At 71.8% G+C, this 21,280-nt stretch carries 22 protein-coding genes; 8 read left to right on the top strand and 14 right to left on the bottom strand.

What is annotated here, in order from left to right:
• Positions 1-35: 35 nt before the first annotated feature.
• Entirely contained in the window at positions 36-827 is a 792-nt protein-coding gene (locus ACZ7OH_RS06545; protein WP_470279920.1) for an alpha/beta fold hydrolase, read from the top strand.
• On the opposite strand, the gene ACZ7OH_RS06540 is transcribed toward ACZ7OH_RS06545, so the two are convergent.
• Both ACZ7OH_RS06540 and ACZ7OH_RS06535 read right to left on the bottom strand, forming a co-directional pair.
• Entirely contained in the window at positions 824-1,528 is a 705-nt protein-coding gene (locus ACZ7OH_RS06540) for an MgtC/SapB family protein (protein ID WP_470279919.1), read from the bottom strand. The genes ACZ7OH_RS06545 and ACZ7OH_RS06540 overlap by 4 nt on opposite strands.
• Positions 1,529-1,701: 173 nt before the next feature.
• On the bottom strand, positions 1,702-2,556 hold the full coding sequence (locus tag ACZ7OH_RS06535; protein WP_470279918.1) for an alpha/beta fold hydrolase: 855 nt from the start codon (positions 2,554-2,556) through the stop codon (positions 1,702-1,704).
• A gap of 91 nt (positions 2,557-2,647) precedes the next feature.
• Here ACZ7OH_RS06535 and ACZ7OH_RS06530 point away from each other — a divergent pair, with 91 nt between their 5' ends.
• On the top strand, positions 2,648-3,226 hold the full coding sequence (locus tag ACZ7OH_RS06530) for a TetR/AcrR family transcriptional regulator (RefSeq protein ID WP_470279917.1): 579 nt from the start codon (positions 2,648-2,650) through the stop codon (positions 3,224-3,226).
• Between the two features lie 45 nt (positions 3,227-3,271).
• On the opposite strand, the gene ACZ7OH_RS06525 is transcribed toward ACZ7OH_RS06530, so the two are convergent.
• The 7 genes from ACZ7OH_RS06525 to ACZ7OH_RS06495 all read right to left on the bottom strand — a co-directional run bounded on the left by ACZ7OH_RS06525 (position 3,272) and on the right by ACZ7OH_RS06495 (position 10,874).
• A complete protein-coding gene (locus ACZ7OH_RS06525; RefSeq protein WP_470280315.1) occupies positions 3,272-4,876 on the bottom strand; it encodes an alpha/beta hydrolase in 1,605 nt (534 codons plus the stop codon).
• A 141-nt stretch (positions 4,877-5,017) separates the two neighbouring features.
• Positions 5,018-5,440 carry a nitroreductase family deazaflavin-dependent oxidoreductase gene (locus ACZ7OH_RS06520; protein ID WP_470280314.1) on the bottom strand — a complete coding sequence of 141 codons (423 nt, stop codon included), beginning with the start codon at positions 5,438-5,440 and terminating at the stop codon, positions 5,018-5,020.
• A gap of 46 nt (positions 5,441-5,486) precedes the next feature.
• Positions 5,487-6,464: an L-histidine N(alpha)-methyltransferase gene (gene egtD / locus ACZ7OH_RS06515; protein ID WP_470279916.1), complete on the bottom strand. Its 978-nt coding sequence runs from the start codon at positions 6,462-6,464 to the stop codon at positions 5,487-5,489.
• Positions 6,461-7,216 (bottom strand): ergothioneine biosynthesis protein EgtC, encoded by a 756-nt coding sequence (gene egtC, locus ACZ7OH_RS06510; protein WP_470279915.1) that lies wholly within the window; start codon positions 7,214-7,216, stop codon positions 6,461-6,463. Before egtC ends, egtD begins: the two co-directional genes overlap by 4 nt.
• 5 nt (positions 7,217-7,221) lie before the next feature.
• On the bottom strand, positions 7,222-8,559 hold the full coding sequence (gene egtB / locus ACZ7OH_RS06505) for an ergothioneine biosynthesis protein EgtB (protein ID WP_470279914.1): 1,338 nt from the start codon (positions 8,557-8,559) through the stop codon (positions 7,222-7,224).
• Entirely contained in the window at positions 8,556-9,818 is a 1,263-nt protein-coding gene (locus tag ACZ7OH_RS06500; RefSeq protein WP_470280313.1) for a glutamate-cysteine ligase family protein, read from the bottom strand. The genes egtB and ACZ7OH_RS06500 overlap by 4 nt, the downstream gene beginning before the upstream one ends.
• A gap of 129 nt (positions 9,819-9,947) precedes the next feature.
• Positions 9,948-10,874, bottom strand: coding sequence for a LysR family transcriptional regulator (locus tag ACZ7OH_RS06495; protein WP_470279913.1), 927 nt, complete (start codon positions 10,872-10,874; stop codon positions 9,948-9,950).
• Between the two features lie 125 nt (positions 10,875-10,999).
• Between ACZ7OH_RS06495 and ACZ7OH_RS06490 the strand changes: the two genes are divergently transcribed.
• Positions 11,000-12,199 carry a Glu/Leu/Phe/Val dehydrogenase dimerization domain-containing protein gene (locus tag ACZ7OH_RS06490; protein ID WP_470279912.1) on the top strand — a complete coding sequence of 400 codons (1,200 nt, stop codon included), beginning with the start codon at positions 11,000-11,002 and terminating at the stop codon, positions 12,197-12,199.
• A 48-nt stretch (positions 12,200-12,247) separates the two neighbouring features.
• Here ACZ7OH_RS06490 and pip read toward each other — a convergent pair whose 3' ends face one another.
• The 5 genes from pip to ACZ7OH_RS06465 all read right to left on the bottom strand — a co-directional run bounded on the left by pip (position 12,248) and on the right by ACZ7OH_RS06465 (position 16,425).
• Positions 12,248-13,189: a prolyl aminopeptidase gene (gene pip, locus ACZ7OH_RS06485; RefSeq protein ID WP_470279911.1), complete on the bottom strand. Its 942-nt coding sequence runs from the start codon at positions 13,187-13,189 to the stop codon at positions 12,248-12,250.
• A 79-nt stretch (positions 13,190-13,268) separates the two neighbouring features.
• Positions 13,269-13,997 carry an ESX secretion-associated protein EspG gene (locus ACZ7OH_RS06480; RefSeq protein ID WP_470279910.1) on the bottom strand — a complete coding sequence of 243 codons (729 nt, stop codon included), beginning with the start codon at positions 13,995-13,997 and terminating at the stop codon, positions 13,269-13,271.
• 35 nt (positions 13,998-14,032) lie between these two features.
• Positions 14,033-15,394 carry a WXG100 family type VII secretion target gene (locus ACZ7OH_RS06475; RefSeq protein WP_470279909.1) on the bottom strand — a complete coding sequence of 454 codons (1,362 nt, stop codon included), beginning with the start codon at positions 15,392-15,394 and terminating at the stop codon, positions 14,033-14,035.
• Positions 15,395-15,397: 3 nt separating this feature from the next.
• Positions 15,398-16,021: a DUF3558 domain-containing protein gene (locus tag ACZ7OH_RS06470; protein ID WP_470279908.1), complete on the bottom strand. Its 624-nt coding sequence runs from the start codon at positions 16,019-16,021 to the stop codon at positions 15,398-15,400.
• 2 nt (positions 16,022-16,023) lie between these two features.
• On the bottom strand, positions 16,024-16,425 hold the full coding sequence (locus tag ACZ7OH_RS06465; RefSeq protein WP_470279907.1) for a hypothetical protein: 402 nt from the start codon (positions 16,423-16,425) through the stop codon (positions 16,024-16,026).
• Between the two features lie 186 nt (positions 16,426-16,611).
• Between ACZ7OH_RS06465 and ACZ7OH_RS06460 the strand changes: the two genes are divergently transcribed.
• The 5 genes from ACZ7OH_RS06460 (at position 16,612) to ACZ7OH_RS06440 (ending at position 21,254) form a co-directional block, all read left to right on the top strand.
• Positions 16,612-17,193 (top strand): TetR/AcrR family transcriptional regulator, encoded by a 582-nt coding sequence (locus ACZ7OH_RS06460; protein WP_257918778.1) that lies wholly within the window; start codon positions 16,612-16,614, stop codon positions 17,191-17,193.
• Between the two features lie 14 nt (positions 17,194-17,207).
• Positions 17,208-17,783 carry a TIGR03086 family metal-binding protein gene (locus tag ACZ7OH_RS06455; protein WP_470279906.1) on the top strand — a complete coding sequence of 192 codons (576 nt, stop codon included), beginning with the start codon at positions 17,208-17,210 and terminating at the stop codon, positions 17,781-17,783.
• A gap of 215 nt (positions 17,784-17,998) precedes the next feature.
• On the top strand, positions 17,999-19,336 hold the full coding sequence (locus ACZ7OH_RS06450) for a hemolysin family protein (RefSeq protein WP_400907511.1): 1,338 nt from the start codon (positions 17,999-18,001) through the stop codon (positions 19,334-19,336).
• The gene (locus tag ACZ7OH_RS06445; RefSeq protein WP_470279905.1) at positions 19,333-20,376 is read left to right on the top strand and encodes a hemolysin family protein; all 1,044 of its coding nucleotides are present in this window, start codon (positions 19,333-19,335) and stop codon (positions 20,374-20,376) included. The genes ACZ7OH_RS06450 and ACZ7OH_RS06445 overlap by 4 nt, the downstream gene beginning before the upstream one ends.
• Positions 20,373-21,254, top strand: a complete 882-nt coding sequence (locus tag ACZ7OH_RS06440) for a 3-methyladenine DNA glycosylase (RefSeq protein ID WP_470279904.1) — start codon at positions 20,373-20,375, stop codon at positions 21,252-21,254. The genes ACZ7OH_RS06445 and ACZ7OH_RS06440 overlap by 4 nt, the downstream gene beginning before the upstream one ends.
• Positions 21,255-21,280 lie beyond the last annotated feature (26 nt).

Here is a 21,280-nt window from a genome sequence, read left to right as displayed (position 1 = left end):
GGCGGGGAGGCCTTCGTTTTCGGTACCGTCGTGCCATGGGGGACTTTCTCGAGCTCGGTGACGGCGGGCTGTCCTGCGAAGTCCGCGGCCACGGCCGGCCGGTGGTGTTCCTGCACCCGGGTGCCTTCCACAGCGCGGTCTGGGACGAGCAGGTCACCCGGTTCGCCGTGGACCACCGGGTCGTCCGCTACGACGCCCGTGGCCACGGCGAATCGTCGGGCCAGCTACCCGGGTTCTCCCACCACGAAGACCTCCGGCGGCTGCTCGACGCCCTGGGGATCGACCGCGCGGTGCTGGTGGGCTGTTCGATGGGCAGCCGTACGGCGATCGACTTCGCGCTCCTGCACCCGGACCGCGTCGACGGGCTGCTGCTGAGCTCACCGGGTATCAGCGGCATGGTCGAACGCGACCCGTTCACCCTGGAGCAATGGCGGTTGTTCGCCGAGGCGATCGCCGCGCAGGACAACGCGCTGGCCCTCGAGTGCGTGCTCCGCATGCTCGTCGACGGCCCACACCGGATGCCGGACCAGGTCGACCCGGACGTCCGGGCGCGTTACGCGGCCATGCTGATCGACAACGCGCGAAAAGGCCACCGCGGCTTCGGCACCGGCGCGGAACTGCACGCGATCACGCGGACCGCCGAGCTCCGGGCGCGGATCCTGGTCGTCACGGGTTCCCTGGACACCACCGACATCCACGCCGTCGCGGACCTGATCGAGCGCGAAGCACCCCACGCCCGCCGGGTCTCCCTCGTCGGCGCGGGCCACCAGGTCAACGCCGAACAGCCCGCCCGGTTCGGCGAGCTGCTCGAGGAGTTCCCTCGTTAAGCGGGCACGGCTTCCCAGCGGACGCTGGACACCGACGGCTCCAGTGAAAGCCGCGAGACGGCCGCTTCCATCTGGGCGTCGTCGCGCTGGTCGCCGACCAGCTCGGCGCGGACCTCGACCGTGCGGTCCTCGCGATCGGTGCTCAGCACCGACAGCAGCCGGAAGTCCGTGCGGGTCAGCGACTGCACGAGCAGCGCCCGCACGTGCGCCTCGGTCGCGTCGCGGGTGACGGCCTGGAACGCGTACCTCGTCGGCGTCTCGTCGCCCGCCTCCGGCCGGCGGTCGACGACCCGGCCCAGCGGCCGCAGCACGACGTTCACGCCGACGACGACGGCGGTCCCGGCTGCCGCGACCGCGTACAGCCCGGCCCCGGCCAGCGCGCCGACCGCGGCCGAGCACCACAGCGTCGCCGCGGTGTTGAGGCCGCGGACGTTCAGGCCGTCACGCATGATGACGCCGGCGCCGAGGAACCCGATGCCCGAGACGATCTGGGCCGCGACCCGCGTCGGGTCGGCGTCGCCGCTCGTGGTCAGCCCGCCGAAGCCGTGCGCGGACAGCAGCACGAACAGCGTCGCGCCGACGGCGACCAGGGCGTTGGTGCGCAGCCCCGCCATCCGGGCGCGGAACTGGCGCTCGACCCCGATGACGGCACCCAGGCCGACGCCCGTGCCGACGCGCAGCAGCATTTCGAAGATGGTCATGATCTCGCTCTTTTCCGGCGTGCGCGCACTGCCGGACAGGGGAGACCGGACGAGATCAGCCCAGCCGGAAGCCTCCGGTGAGCGCACGCCCGGTCGTCCCGTGACTGTCCGCTGGCATGTGCCGCTCACCTCGCTTCCGTCGCTCGTGGTTGATCAACTCCCCCACTGTAGCGCTACCTCCAGTGCCGGCGCAGGTGCGGCACGAGGTCCTCGGGACGCTCGTCGGGGAAGAACAGCTTGGCTCCAGGCACCTCGACGACCTCGGTGACGCCGGGCACCGCGTCGCGGAACCGGTAGGCCCACTCGACACCGAAGTTCGGGTCGCCGGTCCCCCAGACGAGCAAAGTCGGCACGCGGAACTCCTTGAGCAGCGGCTCGATCGCGTCCAGTTCCTCGCCGCGGACCGACGTCAGCAGCCGCTCGAACTGCCGCGCCGCCTCCAGCGTGGCGCCGACCGGCCGCACGAACGCGGCCAGGACCTCGTCGGACAGCTGCTCGGGGTGCTCGTAGCCCCCGCCGAGCGCAGCGGTCCGCGCCCGTTCGGGGTCCGCGGCGAGCCGGACCAGCAGCGGCGCGAGCTTCCCGCGTTCGGCCAGCTCGACGACCGGGCGGAACGGCTCCGGCGGCAGGTTGCCCTGCGTGTCGCAGTTGGTCAGGGTGAGCGTGCGGACCCGGTCGGGGTGGTGCGCGGCGAAGACCTGCGCGACCGCGCCGCCGGTGTCGTTGGCGACCAGGTCGACCGCGCCGAGTTCCAGCGAGTCGCAGAAGTCTTCGAGCAGCCGGGCGACGCCGGTCAGGCTGAGGTCCTGCTCCGGCGTCACCGGCGAAGCGCCGTGCCCGGGCAGGTCGGGCGCGACGCACCGGCGCTCCCCCGCCAGTTCGGTCATCACCTTGCGCCACAACAGGTTGTTCGTGCCGACGCCGTGCACGAAGAGCGCCACCGGCCCTTCGCCGACGTCGATGTAGCTCACGTCGCCGGACGCCGCCGACACGCGTCCGCGCTGGTCCTCCCAGGTTCGCAAGTCCATCGGTAGAGTCCCTCCAGAAGTAAACCGACTGACGGTCTAGTATCAACAGACCGACAGTCGGTTTGTCAACGACGGAGGCTGCCGAACCCACATGAACAAGAAGATCGACCGGGGTCAGGCGACCCGCGAGCACCTCGTCGCGGTCGCGACCGGCCTGTTCACCGAGCACGGCTACGACGGCACCTCGATCGAGGCCGTCCTGCGGGCCGCCGACGTGAGCCGCGGCGCGCTCTACCACCACTTCCCCGGCAAGGACGCGCTCTTCGCGGCGGTCCTGGACACCGTCTACGAGCGGGTCGGCGCGGAGGGCGCGCGAGCCGTGGAGGGCCTGACCGACCCGATGACGGCCTTGCGCGCCGCGTGTCTCGCCTGGGTCCGGAGCACCCGCGATCCGGTGGTGCGGCAGGTGATGCTCATCGACGCGCCGGCGGTGCTCGGCTGGCAGCGGTGGCGGGAGATCGACGAGGAACGCACGCTCGGCAAGATCAAGGCGGCGCTGCGGCGCGACGGCCGGATCCCGGCGGCGCGCGTGGACCTCTTCGCGCACGTGCTGCTCGCCGGGATGAACGAAATCGCGATGCTGGTCGCCCGCGCCGACGACCACGCGAGCACCGCCGCCGAAGCGGAAGCGGCCGCCGGGGACCTGCTGGACCGCTTGCTGGGGACGTGAAACGGGCCGGGGCGACAGTGTCACCCCGGCCCGCTTTCCTTGCTGCTAAGAGGTTTCGAACGGCTGGACGTTCGGCTGGAACACCTGGCCGTTCGCCGGCACCTTGAGGTCGGTCAGGTAGTCCGCCACGGCCTTGTCGACGCCGAGCGCGTCGCCGAGGATGCAGTGGCCGAACGCGTCGACCGACAGCAGCCGCGAGTTGCCGAGTTCGGCCGCCATCCGCCGGCCGAACTGGTACCGCGTCGCCGGGTCGTAGTAGTTGCTCACCACGACCACCGGGACGTCGGTCTTGGCCCGCCACGGGCCGCGGTAGGCGTCCGGCTTCTTCGCCGGCCACACCGGGCAGGCCGCCGTGTCGGCGAACGCCTGGTAGCGGCCGAAGGTGGGCGACTCGCGCTCCCACTTCGCGGCGATGTCCGGCACCTGCTCCTGCTTGATCTTGAACGGCTTGTCGGAGCAGTTGACGGCGAAGTACGAGTCGTCGCTGGTGTAGGGGCTGTCCGGGTTCTGGTCGGCCAGGCCCTGCTTGCCGCCGGTGAGCACCTTCAGCTGCTTGGCCTGCAGTGTCTGCGCCTGCGCGCCCGCCGGGTGGATCGCGGTGTACAGCGCCTGCAGGTCCTCGGCCAGGCCGGGGAACGCCGCCGGCGAGTACAGGACGCTGGAGACCCCGCCGGTGAACGCGTTGATGTCCACGGTGCCGCCACCGGGGATGGTGATCGGTTGCTTGCGGAGGTACTCGCGCAGTTCGTCGAACTTCGCGCGTGGCGTGCCGCCGCTGAACGCGCACTTGGCGCCGGCCTGGTCACACCGCTTCAGGAAGCCGTCGAGCGAGATCTCGAAGCCCTGGGCGCGTTCCCGGTCGTACTCCACGCCGTCGCTGGTGCGCAGCGCCGGGTCGACGTTGCCGTCGATGACGATCGCCCGGGACTGCTTGGGGAACATCGACGTGTAGGTCGAGCCGATCAGCGTCCCGTAGGAGAAGCCGACGTAGGTCAGCTTCTGGTCGCCGACCGCCGCGCGCAGCGTGTCGAGGTCGCGCACGACGTCCTTGGTGGACATGTGGTTCAGCAGCGATCCCGCGTTGTTCTTGCAGAACCGGCCGTAGTCGCGGTAGCTCGCGAGGGTGCCGGAGATCTCGGCGCGGGTCAGCGGCACCGGGATCTGGGCGCCGAAGACCTCGTCGGCGTCCTCCTGGGTGGTGAAGCAGCGCAGCGGGTTGCTCTGCCCGACGCCGCGCGGGTCGAACCCGACGAGGTCGAACCGGTCGAGCACCTGCGGCTGGAAGTAGTACTGCCCGCTGATCGGCATCCGCAGGCCCGAGCCGCCGGGGCCGCCGGGGTTGAGGAACAGCGAGCCGACGCGCTTGTCGGGCGTGCGGGCGGCGCGCTTGAGCAGCGCGATGTCGATGGTGCCCAACGCGGCGTTGTCGTGGTCGATCGGCACGCGGTAGCGCGCGCAGCTGTAGAACTTGACCTGGTCCGCGGGCACGCCGGCGAGGGTGTCGCTCGAACAGGTACCCCAGGCGACCGCGGCGGTCGCCCCGACGACGGCGGGTTGGGCGACGGTGTCTTCGGCCGCCACGGCGGTGCCGGCCGGCCCGGCCAGTCCCGCGCCGGCCACGAGCGCCCCCACCAGTGCGAACGACCGCACCCGGCCCTGTGTGGATCTCGGCAAGACGTCTCCTCCCTTGGTGACGCATGAGCCGCGCGGTCGAGCCGTCACGGCGCGTTACCCCGGAGAGACTGGCACAAACCGGTGAAAGCCGTCACCGGCCAAAAGGATGGTGGGCACCTACCCGTCGACGCGGGTGAGTACGAAAACCGGTAACGGCCGGCCCGCCTCGCGTTGCTCCATCCGGTACCCCGGCCAGAACGCGAGCAGCTCCTGCCACATCGCGTCGTACTCCTCGCCGTGCAGCTCGCGGGCCACCACCTCGCCGGGCCGCCCCTTCAGCGCGACCTGCGCCTTCGGGTTCGCGCGCAGGTTCAGCGCCCACGCCGGGTCGTTCGGGCGGCCCCAGTTGGAAGCGGTCAGGACGATGTCGTCGCCGTGGGGAAAGTACAGGAGGTTCGTGCCGCGGGGCTGCCCGCTCTTGCGGCCGGTGGTCGTGATGCGCAGCGACGGCAGCCCGGCGAGCGCCACGAGGCTCACCCGGCCGCCGAACGCGCGGTGCAGTTTCTTGTCCGCCCACACGACGAACCCGGCCGTGCGCATCAGCCACGGCCGGGTTCCGAGGGCCCGGGCCAGCGCCCGGAGAGGATTAGCCACGCACAGATCTTGCCAGGCTCACCCCGAACCGCTGCTGGGAGTCGGTCCACCAGCGATCCAGCGCGAACCCGGCCGCGGCCAGCTCCGCCTCGACGCCGGCGGGCCGGAACTTGGCCGAGATCTCCGTGCGGATGTGCTCACCCTCGGCGAAGCTGACGGTGAGGTCCGCGCCGGGGATCTCGACGGTCAGCGCCCGGCGGGCGCGCAGGCGCATCTCGATCCACTCGTTGCCGGCGTCCCAGTGCGACACGTGCTCGAACTCGTCGAGGTCGAAGTTCGCGCCGAGGAGGGCGTTGATCACGCGCAGCACGTTCTTGTTGAACTCGGCCGTGACGCCGGCGGCGTCGTCGTAGGCGCGTTCGAGGATGCCCGGGTCCTTGACGAGATCGGTGCCGAGCAGCAGCCACTCCCCTTCGTCGAGCACTTCGCGCACCGAGCGCAGGAAGGTCGCGCGCTCGGCGGGCAGGAAGTTGCCGATCGTGCCGCCGAGGAACGCCACCACCCGCGGCTGCCCGCCGGGCAGCAGGTCGAGGTGCTGGGTGAAGTCGCCGACGACCCCGCGCACGGTCAGGCCCGGGTAGTCCTTCGAGATCGCCTCGGCGGCCTCGGCCAGCGCGGACTCGGACACGTCGAGCGGGACGAACGCCTCCAGCGTGCCGTGCCCGGTGAGCGCGTCGAGCAGCAGGCGGGTCTTCTCGCTCGAACCGGAACCGAGCTCGACGAGCGTGTGCGCCCCGGACAGCTCTGCGACGTCGCCCGCGTGCGCGGCCAGCACCTCGCGCTCGCTGCGGGTCGGGTAGTACTCCGGCAGCTGGGTGATCTTCTCGAACAGCTCGCTGCCCTCGGCGTCGTAGAACCACTTGGGCGGCAGCCACTTGCGCTCGGCGGTGAGCCCGGCGACGACGTCCGCGCGCAGTTCCGCGGTGACGGTGTCGCCGGAGCGGTGGTGGTCGAGGTCGATCTCGGTCATGAACGCTCCTGGGTCAGGGGAAGCAGGTCGACGCCGGCCGCGGTGGCGCGCACGGCGTGGTGGTCGGGGACGGGCCGCCAGCGCGGGTCGCCGTCGAGGGGTTCGGACGCGAGCCACACGCCGGCCGGGGTCTCCAGCACGGACAGCGCGTGCGTCCAGGCGGTACCGATCAGCGTTTCGCCGTCGGTGAGCAGGAAGTTGAGCCGGGAACCGGGCGCGGCCGCTTCGACGGCGGTGGTCAGCTCCGCCACCGCCGTCAGCGGGTCGTCCCCCGTGGCGAGCCGGGCGCGCAGCAGCGCCCAGAGCACCACCGAGTCCGTCGGCGCCTCCAGCGTCAGCAGTTCGGTCACCGGCAGGGTCTTGGCCGGTTCGGCCAGCGAGTCGGGGTAGCCGCGGACGACGCCGTTGTGGCTGAACAACCAGCGCCCGGCGGTGAACGGCGCCGCGGCCGCTTCGGTCACCGGTAGGCCGGTGGTGCCGTTGCGGACCGCGGCGACGAACGCGCCCGAGGTCACCGCCGCGGCGAGCGGCGGCAGCGTCTCGTCCGTCCACAGTGGAGTCGAACGGCGGTGGCGCAGCGGCGCCGAGCCCGGGCCGGGGTACCATCCCAGCCCGAACCCGTCGGCGTTGACCGAACCGCCGCCGCGCATGTCCGCGGGTGCGTAGGACTGCACCAGCAGCGCGTGCGGCGCGCGGAAAACCGCCTCGGCGGGCGAAACCGGCTCGCCGAGGTAGGCGAGGTGCCTGCACATGACGCCTAGCCCACCTCGCCGGGTGCCGCGTCGCGGGCCGTCCGGAACCCGGCGAAGATCTGCCGCCGGATCGGGTAGTCCCAGTTGCGGAACGTACCCCGGATCGCCGCCGAGTCGGTGCCGAACGAGCCACCGCGCAGCACCTTGTACTCCGGGCCGAAGAACACCTCCGAGTACTCCCGGTACGGGAACGGCGCGAAGCCCGGATAGCCGTGGAAGTCGGTGCTCGTCCACTCCCAGACGTCGCCGATCAGCTGGTGCACGCCGGTCGGTGACGCGCCGGCCGGGTACGCCCCCGCCGGCGCCGGGCGCAGGTGCCGCTGGCCGAGGTTGGCGTGCTCGGCCGTCGGTTCCCCGTCACCCCACGGGAACCGCCGCGACCGGCCGGTCGCCAGGTCGAACCGCGCGGCCTTCTCCCACTCCGCCTCCGTCGGCAGCCGCCGCCCGGCCCAGGCCGCGTACGCCTCGGCTTCGTAGAAGGAGACGTGCACGACCGGCTCGTCGGCGGGGACGCGCTCGTAGACGCCGAACGCGGTCCGCCACCAGCCGTCCTGCTCCCGCTTCCAGAACCGCGGCGCGCTGATGCCGTGCTCCGTCCGGTAGGCCCAGCCCGCCGGGCTCCACCATCGCTCGTCGTCGTAGCCGCCGCTGTCGAGGAACCGCGCGTAGGCGCCGCCCGTCACCGGGACGGTGTCCATCCAGAACGCCTCGACGGCGATCTCGTGCGCCGGGCGCTCGTTGTCCAGCGCCCACGGCTCGGCCGACGTGCCCATCGTGAACGTGCCCCCCGGCACCAGCACCTCGGCGGGCAGCGGGCCCGACCGGGCGGGCGGCGGCTGCGGCGCGTGCAGCACCGGATCGCCCTGGCGCAGCTGGTGGGTGGCCAGCATGGTCTCGTCGTGCTGCTGCTCGTGCTGGGTGATCATGCCGAACGCGAAGGCCTGCTCGGTCAGCCGCCGCCCCTCCATCGGCGCGTGCTCCAGCACGTCGAACGCCTTCTCGCGGACCTGCTTGACGTACGCGCGCGCCTCGGCCGGGCCGAGCAGCGGCAGCTCCGGCCGGTCGGCGCGGGCGTGCTGGAACGCGTCGTAGATGTCGTCGATGTCCGGGCGCAGCGGCTCGCGGCCGCCGACGTCGCGGACCAGCCACAGCTCCTCCTGGACGCCGATGTGCGCGAGGTCCCAGACCAGCGGCGACATCAGCTTGGAGTGCTGGCGGACCAGGTCTTCGTCGTCCACGGCGTCGGTCAGCGCCACGCTGCGCGCCCGCGCCCGGGTCAGTGCTTCGGCGGCCCGGGCACGCAGGTCCTGCGCGCTCAGGTCACCCAGTGCTTCCGTGCTCATGCTTCGCTCCTCGATCGGTACGCGCGCCCCTGCACGCTCTCGCTGATCTCGGTGATCGACTCCGCCGCCAGCCCGGTGACGCCCAGCTCGGCGCAGCCGAGGTCGGCCAGCGCCGCGGCGACGGCCGCCAGGTCCGCATCGGCCAGGCCCCGCCGCGCCGCCTCGGTCCACCGGTCCACGACCGGCGCGCAGATCGCCCGCACCTTGTCCACAGTGGACGGCCGGGCGAGCAGCGCCGAGACCAGCGCCACCGGCGCCAGCCACTCGTCCGGCGGTTGCGCGTCGAGGTACCGGATCTCCAGGTAGCCCTGGGGCCGGACCGGGGTGAACATCGTGGTGAGGTGGTAGTCGAGGTCCGCCGCCGTCGGCTTCGGCAGCAGCGCGGCCGCGCCCTTGCCGTCGATCCAGTCGGCGAAGGTCAGCCCCTCCGGCGCGTCCCACGGCCGGTCGCCGCGGGGCAGCACCATCAGCGGGGTGTCCATCAGGCGCTGGGCCCACCACCCGGCGGGGTCGTCGTCCGCGACGCCGGACGTGCGCGTGCGGACCGCCTCCGTGTCGTGCACCGCGAGCCAGCGGGCGGAGGCGTGTCCCGTGTCCCGTCCGGCGTGGACGCGGGAGTTGGCGAAGAGGGCGAGCAGCGGCGGGCCCATCGCGTGGGCCGCCGCCCAGCGGGCGGCGTAGTGCTCGGGCTCCCCCGCGTCGACGCAGACCTGCAGGCCGGCCGTGCTGCACATCATCGTGATGCCCCCGGGACCGATCGGCGCGAACCGCCGTTCCATCGCCGCGTAGCGCGGTGTGTGCAGGAGCCGGCGTGGCGCGCGGTGGGCGTCGATGCCCGTTTCGCCCAGCACGAGGCCGTGCCGGGAGAGGCGGTCACGCAGGTGGTGGAGGTCGGCCGTGACGGCTGCGTCGAGGTCGCGCAGGGAGGCCTGGGGAAGAGCGGAGATTTCGACCTGGCACCCGGGTTCGAGGCTCACTGGTGAACCGGCCGGGAGCGGTGAAGCGGGGCTGTCGGGGCGGAGCGTCCGCGGGGTGTGCGGACCCAGTGCCGCGGCGAGGACGTCGGGATCGAGGGGTCTGGCCGGGTCGTCGGCGTGGTGCACGGTGAACTCCAGCTCCACGCCGGTCAGGCGGGGCGGTCCGTGCTTGAAACACACCGATGCGACGTACGCCTCCCCGGCCGCGCGGTCCGCCAGGACCCGCGCGGTACGGTTCGACGCACTCCCCGACTTCTCGGGAAAATGGTGCATCGTGGACACCTCAGTCATGTCCGTTCCTGTTCCGTGTGGTGGAACTTCTTGACTTCGGACGCTACACGCGGGGTACGACAAAATCAGGCCGGATCTTGCGGTGCAAGACGGGTTCACCACTCCGTAAGAAGTCCCGGATCAGGGCAAAGCGGACTCCGTGCCGAGACCCAGCGAGGCCGCCGACGCCCGCACGGCCTCGATCACCAGGTGCAGCGCGGGCAGCCGGAACGCGGTGCGCCGGTAAGCGATCGACACCGTCCGCAGCAGCGGCGTGGTGAGTGCGACGACGTCGATCCCGGGTGGCCGCAGCAGCCGCAGGCCCAGGTCCGAGACGAGCGTGACGCCCAGCCCGGCACCCACCATCGCCATCGCCGTGGACTGCTCTTCGACCTCGTGGTTGATCTTCGGCGCGAAGCCGTGCCGCTGGCAGGCCGTGCGCATCGCCCGGCCGAAGTGCGACTTCGGGCTGGCCAGGATCCACGGGTGCTCGGCGAGGTCGTCGAGGGAGGCCGAACCGGAGGGCACCGCGCCCCGCGGCACCGCCGCGTGCAGCCGCTCGACCGCCACGACGGCACGTTCCAGCCCGGCGTCCCACGGCGTCGGCGCGTCCGAGTAGTCGATGACGAACGACAGGTCGAGCGAGCCGTCGCGGACCGCCTCGGCGGTGTCCTCCGGCGCCAGTTCGCGCGTGCGCACCTCGATGCCGGGGTGTTCGTCGGCCAGCGCGGTCAGCGCCGTCGGCAGCAGCCCCGAGGCCACCGACGCCCAGACGCCGGCGGTCAGCCGGACCGTGCGGGCCTCCTGGGCCTCCTCCAGGGCGAGTGTCGCCCGTTCGACGGAGCCGAGGATCTCCTCGGCGTGCTCCGTCAGGAGGTTGCCCAGCTCGGTCAGCTGGACGCGCCGGCCGAGCCGCTCGAACAGCTTCGCGCCGACGTCGCGTTCGAGCTGCGCGAGCTGCTGCGATACCGCCGAAGCGGTGTAGTGCAGCGAAGCGGCGGCCGCTGTCACCGTGCCCCGGCGGTGCAGCTCGCGCAGCATCCGCAGGCGGTGCAACGAAAGCTCCATACACCAAACCTAAACGAGATCGTGCAGGTTCGTTAAATGGACGCGTGGGCGGTCCGGGGCGCACGCTCGGGGAAGGCGGTCACGACGGGGCCGCCCCCGGACTTCCCTGGAGGTGAGTGGCCCTGATGACCCCCCGCAACGCCGAGCCGCTGATGCGACTGACCTGGACCGATTCCATCACCGGCGCGCACGGCTACCTGGTGGTGCACAGCCTGGTCTCGGGCGTCGCCACCGGCGGCACCCGGATGCGGGCGGGCTGCACGATGAGCGAGGTCGAGGACCTCGCCCGGGGCATGGCCAACAAGACCGCGACCTTCAACCTGCCGGTCGGCGGGGCGAAGGGCGGCATCGACTTCGACCCGAAGGACCCGCGGGCGTTCGGCGTGCTGAAGCGGTTCTGCGCGTTCCTGCGGCCGTGGCTGGACGCGCACTGGGTGACCGCCGAGGACCTCGGCGTGCCCCAGCACCTGATCGACGAGGTGTTCGCCGAGCTCGGGCTGGAGCAGTCGTACCACGCGGCGATCGGCCGTTCGGCGGATCCGGCGCGCACCCTGCGCCGGGTGCAGGCCGGCCTGAACGCGCCGGTGCCCGGCGGGCTGCTGCTCGGCGACGTCGTCGGCGGCTACGGCGTGGCGCAGGCGTGCCTCGGCGTCGCGGCGGCGTGGGACTGGGACGTGCGCGAGACGACCGTGGCGATCCAGGGCATCGGGACCATGGGCGGCGGCGCGGCCTGGTACCTGCACGAAGCCGGGATGAAGGTGGTCGCCGTGGCCGACGCCGCGGGCACGCTCTACGACCCGGTCGGGCTCGACGTCCCGGCGCTGCTGGAGCTGCGCGACCGCTTCGGCGAGGTGGACCGGTCCCGGCTGCCCGCCGGCGTGCGCTCGCTGCCCCGCGAGACGGTCGTCGGCGTCGACGCGGACATCTTCGTGCCGGCCGCGATCTCCTACGCGTTGCGGCCGGACAACGAGAACCTGGTCAAGGCGGCCGTGGTCGTCGAGGCGGCCAACGCGGCCACGACACCGGAAGCCGAGGCCGCGCTGTCGGCCCGGGGCGTCGCGGTCGTGCCCGACTTCGTCGCCAACGCGGGCGCGGCCGCGTGGGCGTGGTGGCTGCTGCTGGGCGAGGTCGGCGCGGACCCGGCCGACTCGTTCCTGCGGCTGCGCACGGAAATGCAGTCGAAGGTGGCGCTGCTGCTGGCCGAGTGGAACATGGACCGGCTGCCGCTGCGCATCACCGGGCTGAAGCTGGCCGAGGCCAACCGGGCCCAGCGGGCCGAGGCGGCGCTCGCGCCGGAAGGTGAGCCGGCGCTGCTCATCCCGTGAGCCGGGGGTTCCGCGCGGCGCCTCGGGTGGGGGCGCCGCGCGGTTTCATCACCGCGCGAAGCGGTCGGTCGCGCCGACGAGCACGTCCTGCATCGGGGCGTCCTGCGTCGAGTGCCCGATGTTCTCCAGCATCACCAGCTCGCTGCCCGGCCAAGCGTGGTGCATCAGCCAGGGCGTGCCGACCATGTTGCTCGTGTCGAGCACACCTTGGGCCAGCACGGCGGGGATGCCGGCGAGCTTGCCGAGGTTGCGCAAGATTTCGCCGTCGGGCAGGAAGGCCCGGTTGCTGAAGTAGTGCGTGACCAGCCGGGCGAAGCAGAGCTGGAAGGCCGGGTCCTCGAAAGACTTGTACGCGGGCACGCCCGGGAGCATCGCGTCTTCCCAGGCGCACCAGTCGTCGGCCGCCTTGCGGTGGACGGCCGGGTCGGGATCCATCAGCAACCGGTGGTAGGCGGCGGACAGGTCGCCGTCCCGCTCGCTCTCCGGCACGCCCTGGCGGAACTTCTCGAAGGCCTCGGGGAAGTACGCTCCCAGGCCGCGGATGAGCATTTCGATCTCGATGAAGCGGTCGGTCGCCAGTCCCATGAGGACCATCTCGCTGACCCGCCCGGTGTGCCGCAGCGCGTACGTCAGGCTGAGCACCGAGCCCCAGGAACCGCCGAACAGCAGCCACTTCTCGATGCCGAGCCGCGTCCGGAGGAGCTCGAAGTCCGCGACGAGGTGGTCGGTGGTGTTGGCGGACAGGTCGGCGACCGGGGCGCCGGCGTGCGGGGTGCTGCGGCCGCAGCCGCGCTGGTCGACGAGCACGACCCGGTAGCGCGCCGGGTCGAAGTAGCGGCGCAGGTTCGCCGAGCAGCCCGTACCCGGGCCGCCGTGCACGACGAGCGCCGGTTTCCCGTCCGGGTTCCCGCAGGTCTCCCAGTAGATCTCGTGCCCGTCGCCGACGTCGAGCAGGCCGTGCTCGTAGGGCTCGATCTCGGGGTACAGCATCAGCGCGTCCTTCCGCCCGGAATACAACAGCGCTGTCACATTAGCGCCCGGCTCGGCTGGACGCGCGGGCTTTAGCCGCTCAGACCAGGGCGCCGGCCAGCTCCATGAGCGTGTCGGCCAGTTCGCGCGGGCCCGCCGGGCCGATGTGGATGACGGCGTCGTCGCCCGCGCCGGAGGTGTAGCTGAGGTAGCGGCCCCAGTCCGTGTCGGCGTAGTGCAGCGGCTGCTGCAGGCAGGTGTGCCGGCCGACCTCGTCGCGGCGGCCGACGTAGAGCTCGCCGCTGCCCGAGACCGGCCGCTGCACCAGGCTGACGACGTCGGCGATCGCCGGGTCGAGCGGGTAGGCGTCCTGACCGCGGCGGGCCGCTTCAGCCAGGTCCGCCACCCGGACGGTGCGCGGGTGGCCGCCGCCGGCCCCCACCGGTGGCAGCTGCTCGACGAGCGACTCGGCGAGCCGGTTCCGGTCGATCTCCTGGACGCCGACGTGCGTGCCGTCGGAGACGGCCAGGACGGCTTGGAGGCCCTTCGCGGCGGCGAGCACGCCGTAGGTCCGGCCGTCGACCCCGACCCAGCCGTAGCACTCCCGCGCCGGGTTGACCAGCAGCGGGAGCCAGTCGAGGAAGTCGACGCCGGCCCGGCCGCGCGAGTCGACCAAGCCGGCCTCGGCCAGCGCGGCGTCGACCCGCTTGTCCGCCTCGGCGCGCTCCGCGTCCGAGAGCCACAGCGGCTCCGGACGGAGGGTGAGGTGCAGCTGACCGACCTGCTCGCGCTCCGCCAGTGCGGCCAGCGCCTCGACCGGAACGTCCACCCGGCCTGTTGCCACGTCCACCCGCCTGTTCGCTTCTACTCGCCGATGACCGGCGGACTGGTCCGCTGGTCGGTGCCGAAGATCGCGTCCGGGTCCGCTTCGATCAGGAAGTCCGGGCGCTGGTGCTCATCATCTTCCTCGCCCTCGCCCCGCCGGCCCCCGGGGCCCATCGGCCCCATCTGCCCGGAGCGCCCCGCGGCCGACCTCGCCGCGGCCGCCTCCGCGGCGGCCGCGTTGCCCAGACCGCCCATGCCGGAACCGCGGCCGCTGCCGAGGCCGCGCTCCCCCGCCGCGCCGCTTCCGCTGCCTCCGGTGCCGCCGCTCCCGCTGATCGGCCGGCCGTTGGAGTCCAGGAGCCGGCTGCCGGCGTTCCCGCCGGCCGCCCCGCGTCCGCCGGTGCTCGACTCGGGGTCGTTGCCGAAGGTGTTCGAGTAGTTCTGGCCTCCGCCCCCACCGGTGTTGGTGGGGTAGAAGTCGATCCCGCCGGCGCTGGGCGGCGTCTTGCCCGGCTGGTCGGTGGACTGGCCCGGCCTGGTCGGGATGGTGGGAACGGTCGGGCGTCCGGAGCCGGTGGTGTGGGTGTCGTCGCCGGTGCCTCCCGTACCGCCGGTCCCCCCGGTTCCTCCCGTACCGCCGGTCCCCCCGGTTCCTCCCGTGCCGCCAGTTCCGCCGGTTCCTCCCGTGCCGCCGGTGCCTCCCGTACCGCCCGGCTTGTCGGAGCCGCCGTTCTGACCGGGGTCGAAGCCGGTGGTCGAGGTGTGGCCGTTGCTGCCGGGGTCGCCGCCGGGGCCGCCCGGAAGCCACTTGCTCCGGTCGGTGGGTTCGGTGATCCGGCCAGGCCCCTCGGGCGTGTTGACCGAGATGGCGGCGCCGTCGGACTCGAGGACGCCGTAGTCGGTGGGCAGCGCGGACCGGGTGCTGTCGGTGACGCTGCTGTACTGGTCCATCACCCGGACGTTGGTTTCGTTGGCTGCGTTGTACTTCGCGATCCCGGCTTGGTAGCTGTCGATGTCGTCCTTGGCCATGAAGGGCCCGGCGATCGGGATGGCGGCCTTGAGGCCGATGCTCCACGCACTCGGCTTCTCCGGCTTCGGCGGAACCTCGACGACCGCGCTGCTGGAGTGGTCGAACGCGGCTGCCTGGGAGTCGACCGAGGCCTTGGTGACATCCAGCGGCTGGGCGGTTTCGGCGAAAGCCTGTTCGAGCGGACCGGCCCCGGCATTCGCGGCGTCGGCCGCGTTGCCGGTCCAGGCCTGCTTCATGCGGTCCTGCAGCGACTTGATGCCTTGAGCACGGTCCAGGTAGGCGTTCGAGAGGTTCGCGACCTCGTCGGCGGCCGAGCGCAGACCGGTGGTGTTGCCTTGTGTGAAGTTGTCGTAGATCTGCTTGCCATCCACTCGTCATGCCCCCTTGAGTGTGGTGATGATCGCGGCCGCCACCTGGCTCGCCGCAGCGCAAGAATCGTCCTGCCCTTGGTAGCCACCGGACAGCACACCGACCGCGAGGTCATCGGCGACCCCCATGTCCAAGCTGCAGTTGCCCAGCGGGCGCCGATCACGCTTGTCGATGTAGATCGCCGGGTAGCCCTCGACGTCCGGCGCCTTCTCGAGAAATGGCAATTGGCCGTCTTGGTGAGCGGTGTACAACCCCGCCAGACCACCCAGCCCTCGGTCCCGGTTACCGGTGCCGATGATGACCTGCATGCTCACGCCTGCGCCCGCGATTTTCCAGCTGCAGCCCGGACCGGCGGCACCGATTCCGTTGTCCTGCAACTGGGTCTCCCCGGGGTCGGTGAACTGCAGTGACGACAACGTCGAAGCGGGGACTATGTCGCACGGCTTGGTGGCGTACTTCGAAACGTCGAGCGGCGTGGTCACTTTGGGTACGTCCGGATTGGCGGAGGCACCGGACGACACCGGCTGGCTCGGCGCGGGCGATGCAGTCCCAGACTTTTCGGTCGAGCAGCCGGCGAACAGCGCCGCGATGGCCAGGGCACCGGCCAGGACGCGTACGGGCAGGCGCACGGTCACACCGTCCGGAACGGGTCGGCCATGCCCTGGTCGGTGGCGACGGTCTTGGTTTGGGCTTCCTTGAGTTTCTTCACGTAGTTCTGCACATACTTCAGCATCGAGTCGTTTTGCGCCTGAAGCGCGGAAAGGGAGTCCATGGTGGTCGAGACGTAGCCACTGCTGACGGCGTCCTTGCCGGGCGCCTGCAACGACGCGATGATGAAGTTGATCTTGTCCTTGTCTTCGACGATCTTGTCCAGCTCGTCTTCCCAGAGACCGATCACCGAGGCGAGCTCCTCGGGGTCCATCTGGAACTTGCCGCCCCCGCCGCCACCGCCGCCGTAGACCCGGCCACTCTGGCCGAGGATGTCGCCACCCCAGACCGCCTGGACCGCCTGCCCGGCTTCGCCGATGATCACGCCGCGCACCTTCCCCTCAGTTCACCCACCGTGATGGTGCAAAGATTAGCCAACTGTCTCACGCCGTGTCAGCGAATCGCTGCAACGTTCCGACGATGGGGGCTTCGGTTCGGTTCCCGGGCACTCCGGGTCACAGTACGTACGTACGGATTGCGAAGTCCGGGCTCTCGGTGCCAGGATTTCAGGATGCCACGCGTAAGCCAGGATCACCTCGACGCACGCCGGCGCCAGATCCTCGACGGCTCGCGCGTCTGCTTCGCGCGCTACGGCTATGAAGGTGCCACAGTCCGGCGCCTGGAGGAAGCCACCGGCCTGTCGCGCGGGGCCATCTTCCACCACTTCCGCGACAAGGAGTCGCTCTTCCTCGCCCTCGCCGAAGACGACGCCATCCGGATGGCCGACGTCGTCGCCGAACAGGGTCTCGTCCAGGTCATGCGCGACCTGCTCGCCGGCGGCGACCACCCCGCCGACTGGCTCGGGACGCGGCTCGAGGTCAGCCGGCGGCTGCGCACCGACCCCGAGTTCCGCGCGCGCTGGGCCGAACGGTCCGAACAGCTCACCACCGCCACCCGGCTGCGGCTGCTGCGCCAACGGGAAGCCGGGAACCTGCGCGACGACGTCGACGTCGACGTGCTGACCGCGTTCCTGGAGCTCGTCCTCGAAGGACTCGTCTCGCACCTCGCGATGGGTCTGCCCGCCGCCGGCCTGGGGCCGGTGCTCGACCTCGTCGAGGAGACCGTGCGGCGGCACCGGCCGGGCACCGCCTGATCACCCGTGGTCCAATGGCCGGCGTGGATCTCCTCGAGGCGCACGGCCAGGCGTTGCGGGCCTTCGGCGACGCGGTGCACGCGGCGGGCGCCGACGGCTGGGAGCGCCGGACGCCGTGTACCGAGTGGACGGTCCGCGACCTCGTGAACCACCTCGTCGCCGAGCAGCTGTGGGCGCCCTCGCTGCTCGCCGGGGCCACTTTGGACGACGTCGGCGACCGCTTCGACGGCGACGTCCTCGGCACCGACCCGGTGAGCGCCTGGGACGCGGCCGCCGAAGCCGCCCGCGAAGCGTTCCTCGACGACGGCGTGCTCGAACGCGCCGTGCACGTGTCGGCGGGGCTGGTCCCGGCCCGCGAGTACGGCTGGCAGATGACGATCGACGCGGCGGTCCACGCCTGGGACCTGGCGACGGCGCTGGGCCTCCCCTGCCCGGTGACCGAGGCGCTCGCCGAAGGTCTCCTCGACATCGTGCGGCCGTGGGTGGACGAGTGGCAGGGGCTCGGGATCTTCGACCCGCCGGTCCCGGTCCCCCGCGACGCGGGGGCCACCGCGCGGCTCGTCGCCCTGCTCGGGCGGCAGCCGCGCTGAATCACCCGCCGAGGTGAGCGCGCCGACACACCGATATCCCCACGACACCGGGCACCGACACGGTAAACTTGTCCGCATCGTCGCAGTACACGCCGATTTCCTACTAGGAGTGACCGTTTCGTGCGCGCAGCGCAGTCACCTGGTGACAGTACCGAGCCGGGTGACCGACCCGGCTGTCCGATAGGTTCATCCCCCGCCGCTCTGGCGGGTGCGGAATGATCCAAATCCTCTTCGCCGTGCTCGGCGTCCTGCTCTTCGTGCTGCTCACCGTCGGCACCGGGCTCGCGGTCGCCGCCGAGTTCTCGCTGACCGCGCTCGAACGCAGCACCGTCGAGGCCAACGTGCGGCAGGTCGGCGACCGCCGGGCGCTGACCGTCCAGAAGGCCCACCGGACGCTGTCCTTCCAGCTCTCCGGCGCCCAGGTCGCGATCACCCTCACCACGCTGATCACCGGTTACCTCGCCGAGCCGCTGATCGGCGAGCTCGTCCGGCCGCTGCTCACCGGCATCGGGCTCCCCGAGGGGTTCGCCGCCGGCGCGTCGGTCGTCCTCGCCCTGGTCATCGCCACCTCGATGTCGATGATCCTCGGCGAAATGGTGCCGAAGAACCTCGCCATCGCGCGGCCGCTGCCGACCGCGCGGGCCGTCGCCGGGTACCACTCGCGGTTCTCCGCCCTCTTCCGCTGGCTCATCACGCTCATGAACAACAGCGCGAACTTCCTCGTGCGCAAGTTCGGCGTCGAGCCCCAGGAAGAGCTGCGGTCCGCGCGGTCGCCGCAGGAGCTCGGCTCGATCGTGCGGTCCAGCGCCGAAAGCGGGACGCTCGACACCTCGACCGCCGAGCTGCTCGACCGCTCGCTGCGGTTCGGCGAGCGCACCGCCGAGGAACTGATGACCCCGCGCGTGCAGCTCGAATCGCTCGCGATCGACGACACCATCGAGGACCTCATCGACATCTCGCGCCGCACCGGGTTCTCGCGGTTCCCGGTGCAGGCCGAGGACCTCGACGACGTCCGCGGCGCCGTGCACGTCAAGCAGGCCTTCGCCGTGCCCGCCGCCGACCGGGCCGCCGTGCCGATCGGCTCGGTCATGCGGCCGGTGCCGACCGTGCCCGAGTCGCTGCCCGGGGACGACTTGCTCAACCGCCTGCGCGACTCCCGGTTCCAGCTCGCGATCGTCGTCGACGAGTACGGCGGCACCGCCGGGCTGGTGACCCTGGAGGACGTCGTCGAGGAGATCATCGGCGACGTCCGCGACGAGCACGACGACCGCGAAGCGCCGGCCTCGAAGCAGGTCGGCACCGACAGCTGGCTCGTGTCCGGGCAGCTGCGCGCCGACGAGGTCACCGACGTCACCGGATTCCGGATGCCGGACGGCGACTACGAGACCATCGCCGGGCTGATCCTCGAGCGGCTGGGCAAGATCCCGGACGAAGGTGACGCCGTCGAGGTCGACGGCTGGCGGCTCACCGTGACCACGATGGACAAACGCCGGATCGCCGAGGTCGAAGTCGCACCCGTCCGCACCGGAGAACCGGCGGAGGTGGCCTCGTGAGCGACTGGCTGAACATCGCCCTCGTCGTGCTCCTGCTGCTGACCAACGCCTTCTTCGTCGGCGCCGAGTTCACGCTGATCTCCTCTCGGCGGGACCGGCTCGAAGCGCTGCTGGAGCAGGGCAACGCGCGCGCGAAGATCGTCATCAACGCGAGCAAGCACGTGTCGCTGATGCTCGCCGGCGCGCAGCTCGGCATCACCATCTGCTCGCTGCTGCTCGGCCGTCTCGGCGAGCCCGCGGTGGCGCACCGGCTCTCGGCGTTCTTCGACCTGCTGGGCCTGCCCGAAGCGCTGCTGCACCCGATCTCGTTCGCCATCGCGCTGGCGTTCATCACCGTGCTGCACGTCCTGATCGGCGAGATGGTGCCGAAGAACCTCGCCATCGCCGAGCCCGAGCGGCTCGCGCTGTGGCTGGTGCCGGTGCACGTCGGGTGGGTCAAGATCGCCAGGCCGTTCATCTGGCTGCTGAACTTCGTCGCCAACTCGCTGCTGCGCGCGGTGAAGGTCGAGCCGAAGGACGAGCTGGAGACGGCGTACACCTCCGACGAGCTGGCCGAGCTGCTGAGCGAGTCGCGCCGCGAGGGCCTGCTGGACCAGTCCGAGCACCGGCGGCTCGCCCAGACGCTGTCCTCGGTCGAAAAGACGGTGGCCGACGTGCTGGTGCCGACGGCCGAGCTGACCACGCTGCCGTGCGGGCCGACCCTCGGCGACGTCGAGCGGGCGGTCTCCTCGACCGGCTTCTCGCGGTTCCCGGTGTGCACCGACGACGGGCGGCTGACCGGCTACATCCACGTGAAGGACGTCCTCGACCTGGCCGGGCAGGACCCGGCGACGATCGTGCCCGACTCGAAGACGCGCGCGCTCACCGAGCTGCGCGCCGACGCCCGGCTCGACGTCGCGCTTTCGGCCATGCGCAAGGAAGGCAGCCACCTGGCCCGGGCGCTCGACACGGGCGGCAACGCCGTCGGCGTCGTGGCGCTCGAGGACCTCGTCGAGGAGTACGTGGGCACCGTGCGCGACGGAACCCACGTCGGCGCATGACCGGCGTCGAAGTGCTCGCCGAACCGGACTGGCTGGCCCGGGAGGCGGCGCACGTCGAGCGGATGCGGCGGTGGACCGGCCCGCACCAGGAGCGGCGCTCGCGCGGCGAGAAGCACCCGGTGCTGGACTTCCTGTTCACCTACTACTCGTACCGGCCCTCGCACCTGGAGCGGTGGCAGCCCGGGCCCGGCGTCGCGCTCGCCGGGCCCGCGGCGCGGCGCTTCCTGGACCGCAAGGGGTACGTCTCGACACCCGACGGCGTCACGCTCGATCCCGCGGGCTTCACCGAGGGCAAGGCGCGGACGGCCGACTTCGTGTTCGGCCTGCTGACCGCGACGGCGTCGCGCGCGCCGCGGCTGAGCTGCTTCGGGCTGCACGAGTGGGCCATGGTCTACCGCGAGCCGGCGGACTCGGTCCGGCACAACCAGGTGCCGCTGCGGCTCGGGTCCGCGGGCACCGACGCCGTCGTGGAGGCGCTGGACGTCCGGTGCGGGCACTTCGACGCCTTCCGGTTCTTCACCGCGGACGCGCGGCCGCGCAACGAGCTGACGCCGTCGCGGGAGACGCAGGTCGCACTCGAGCAGCCGGGGTGCCTGCACGCGAACATGGACCTGTTCAAATGGGCGTACAAGCTCGATCCGTTCGTGCCCGCCGAGCTGGTGGCGGACTGCTTCGAGCTGGCCGTGGAGATCCGGACAGTGGACATGCGGGCGAGCCCGTACGACCTGGCCCCGCTCGGCTACCCGCCGGTGCGGATCGAAACGGCCGAAGGACGAGCCGAATACGCCCGCGCGCAGGGTGGGTTCGCCCGGCGGGCGGCACCGCTGCGTGCTCGGCTGATAGCGCACTGCCATCGCCTGGTCAGAGCAGCACCCTGAGCGCGCCCCACTGTGAGTCAGATTAT

The organism is Amycolatopsis sp. NPDC114478, from assembly GCF_055633805.1.
The sequence above is the reverse complement of the archived record's forward strand: the minus strand, read 5'-3'. Positions and strand labels throughout refer to the sequence as shown.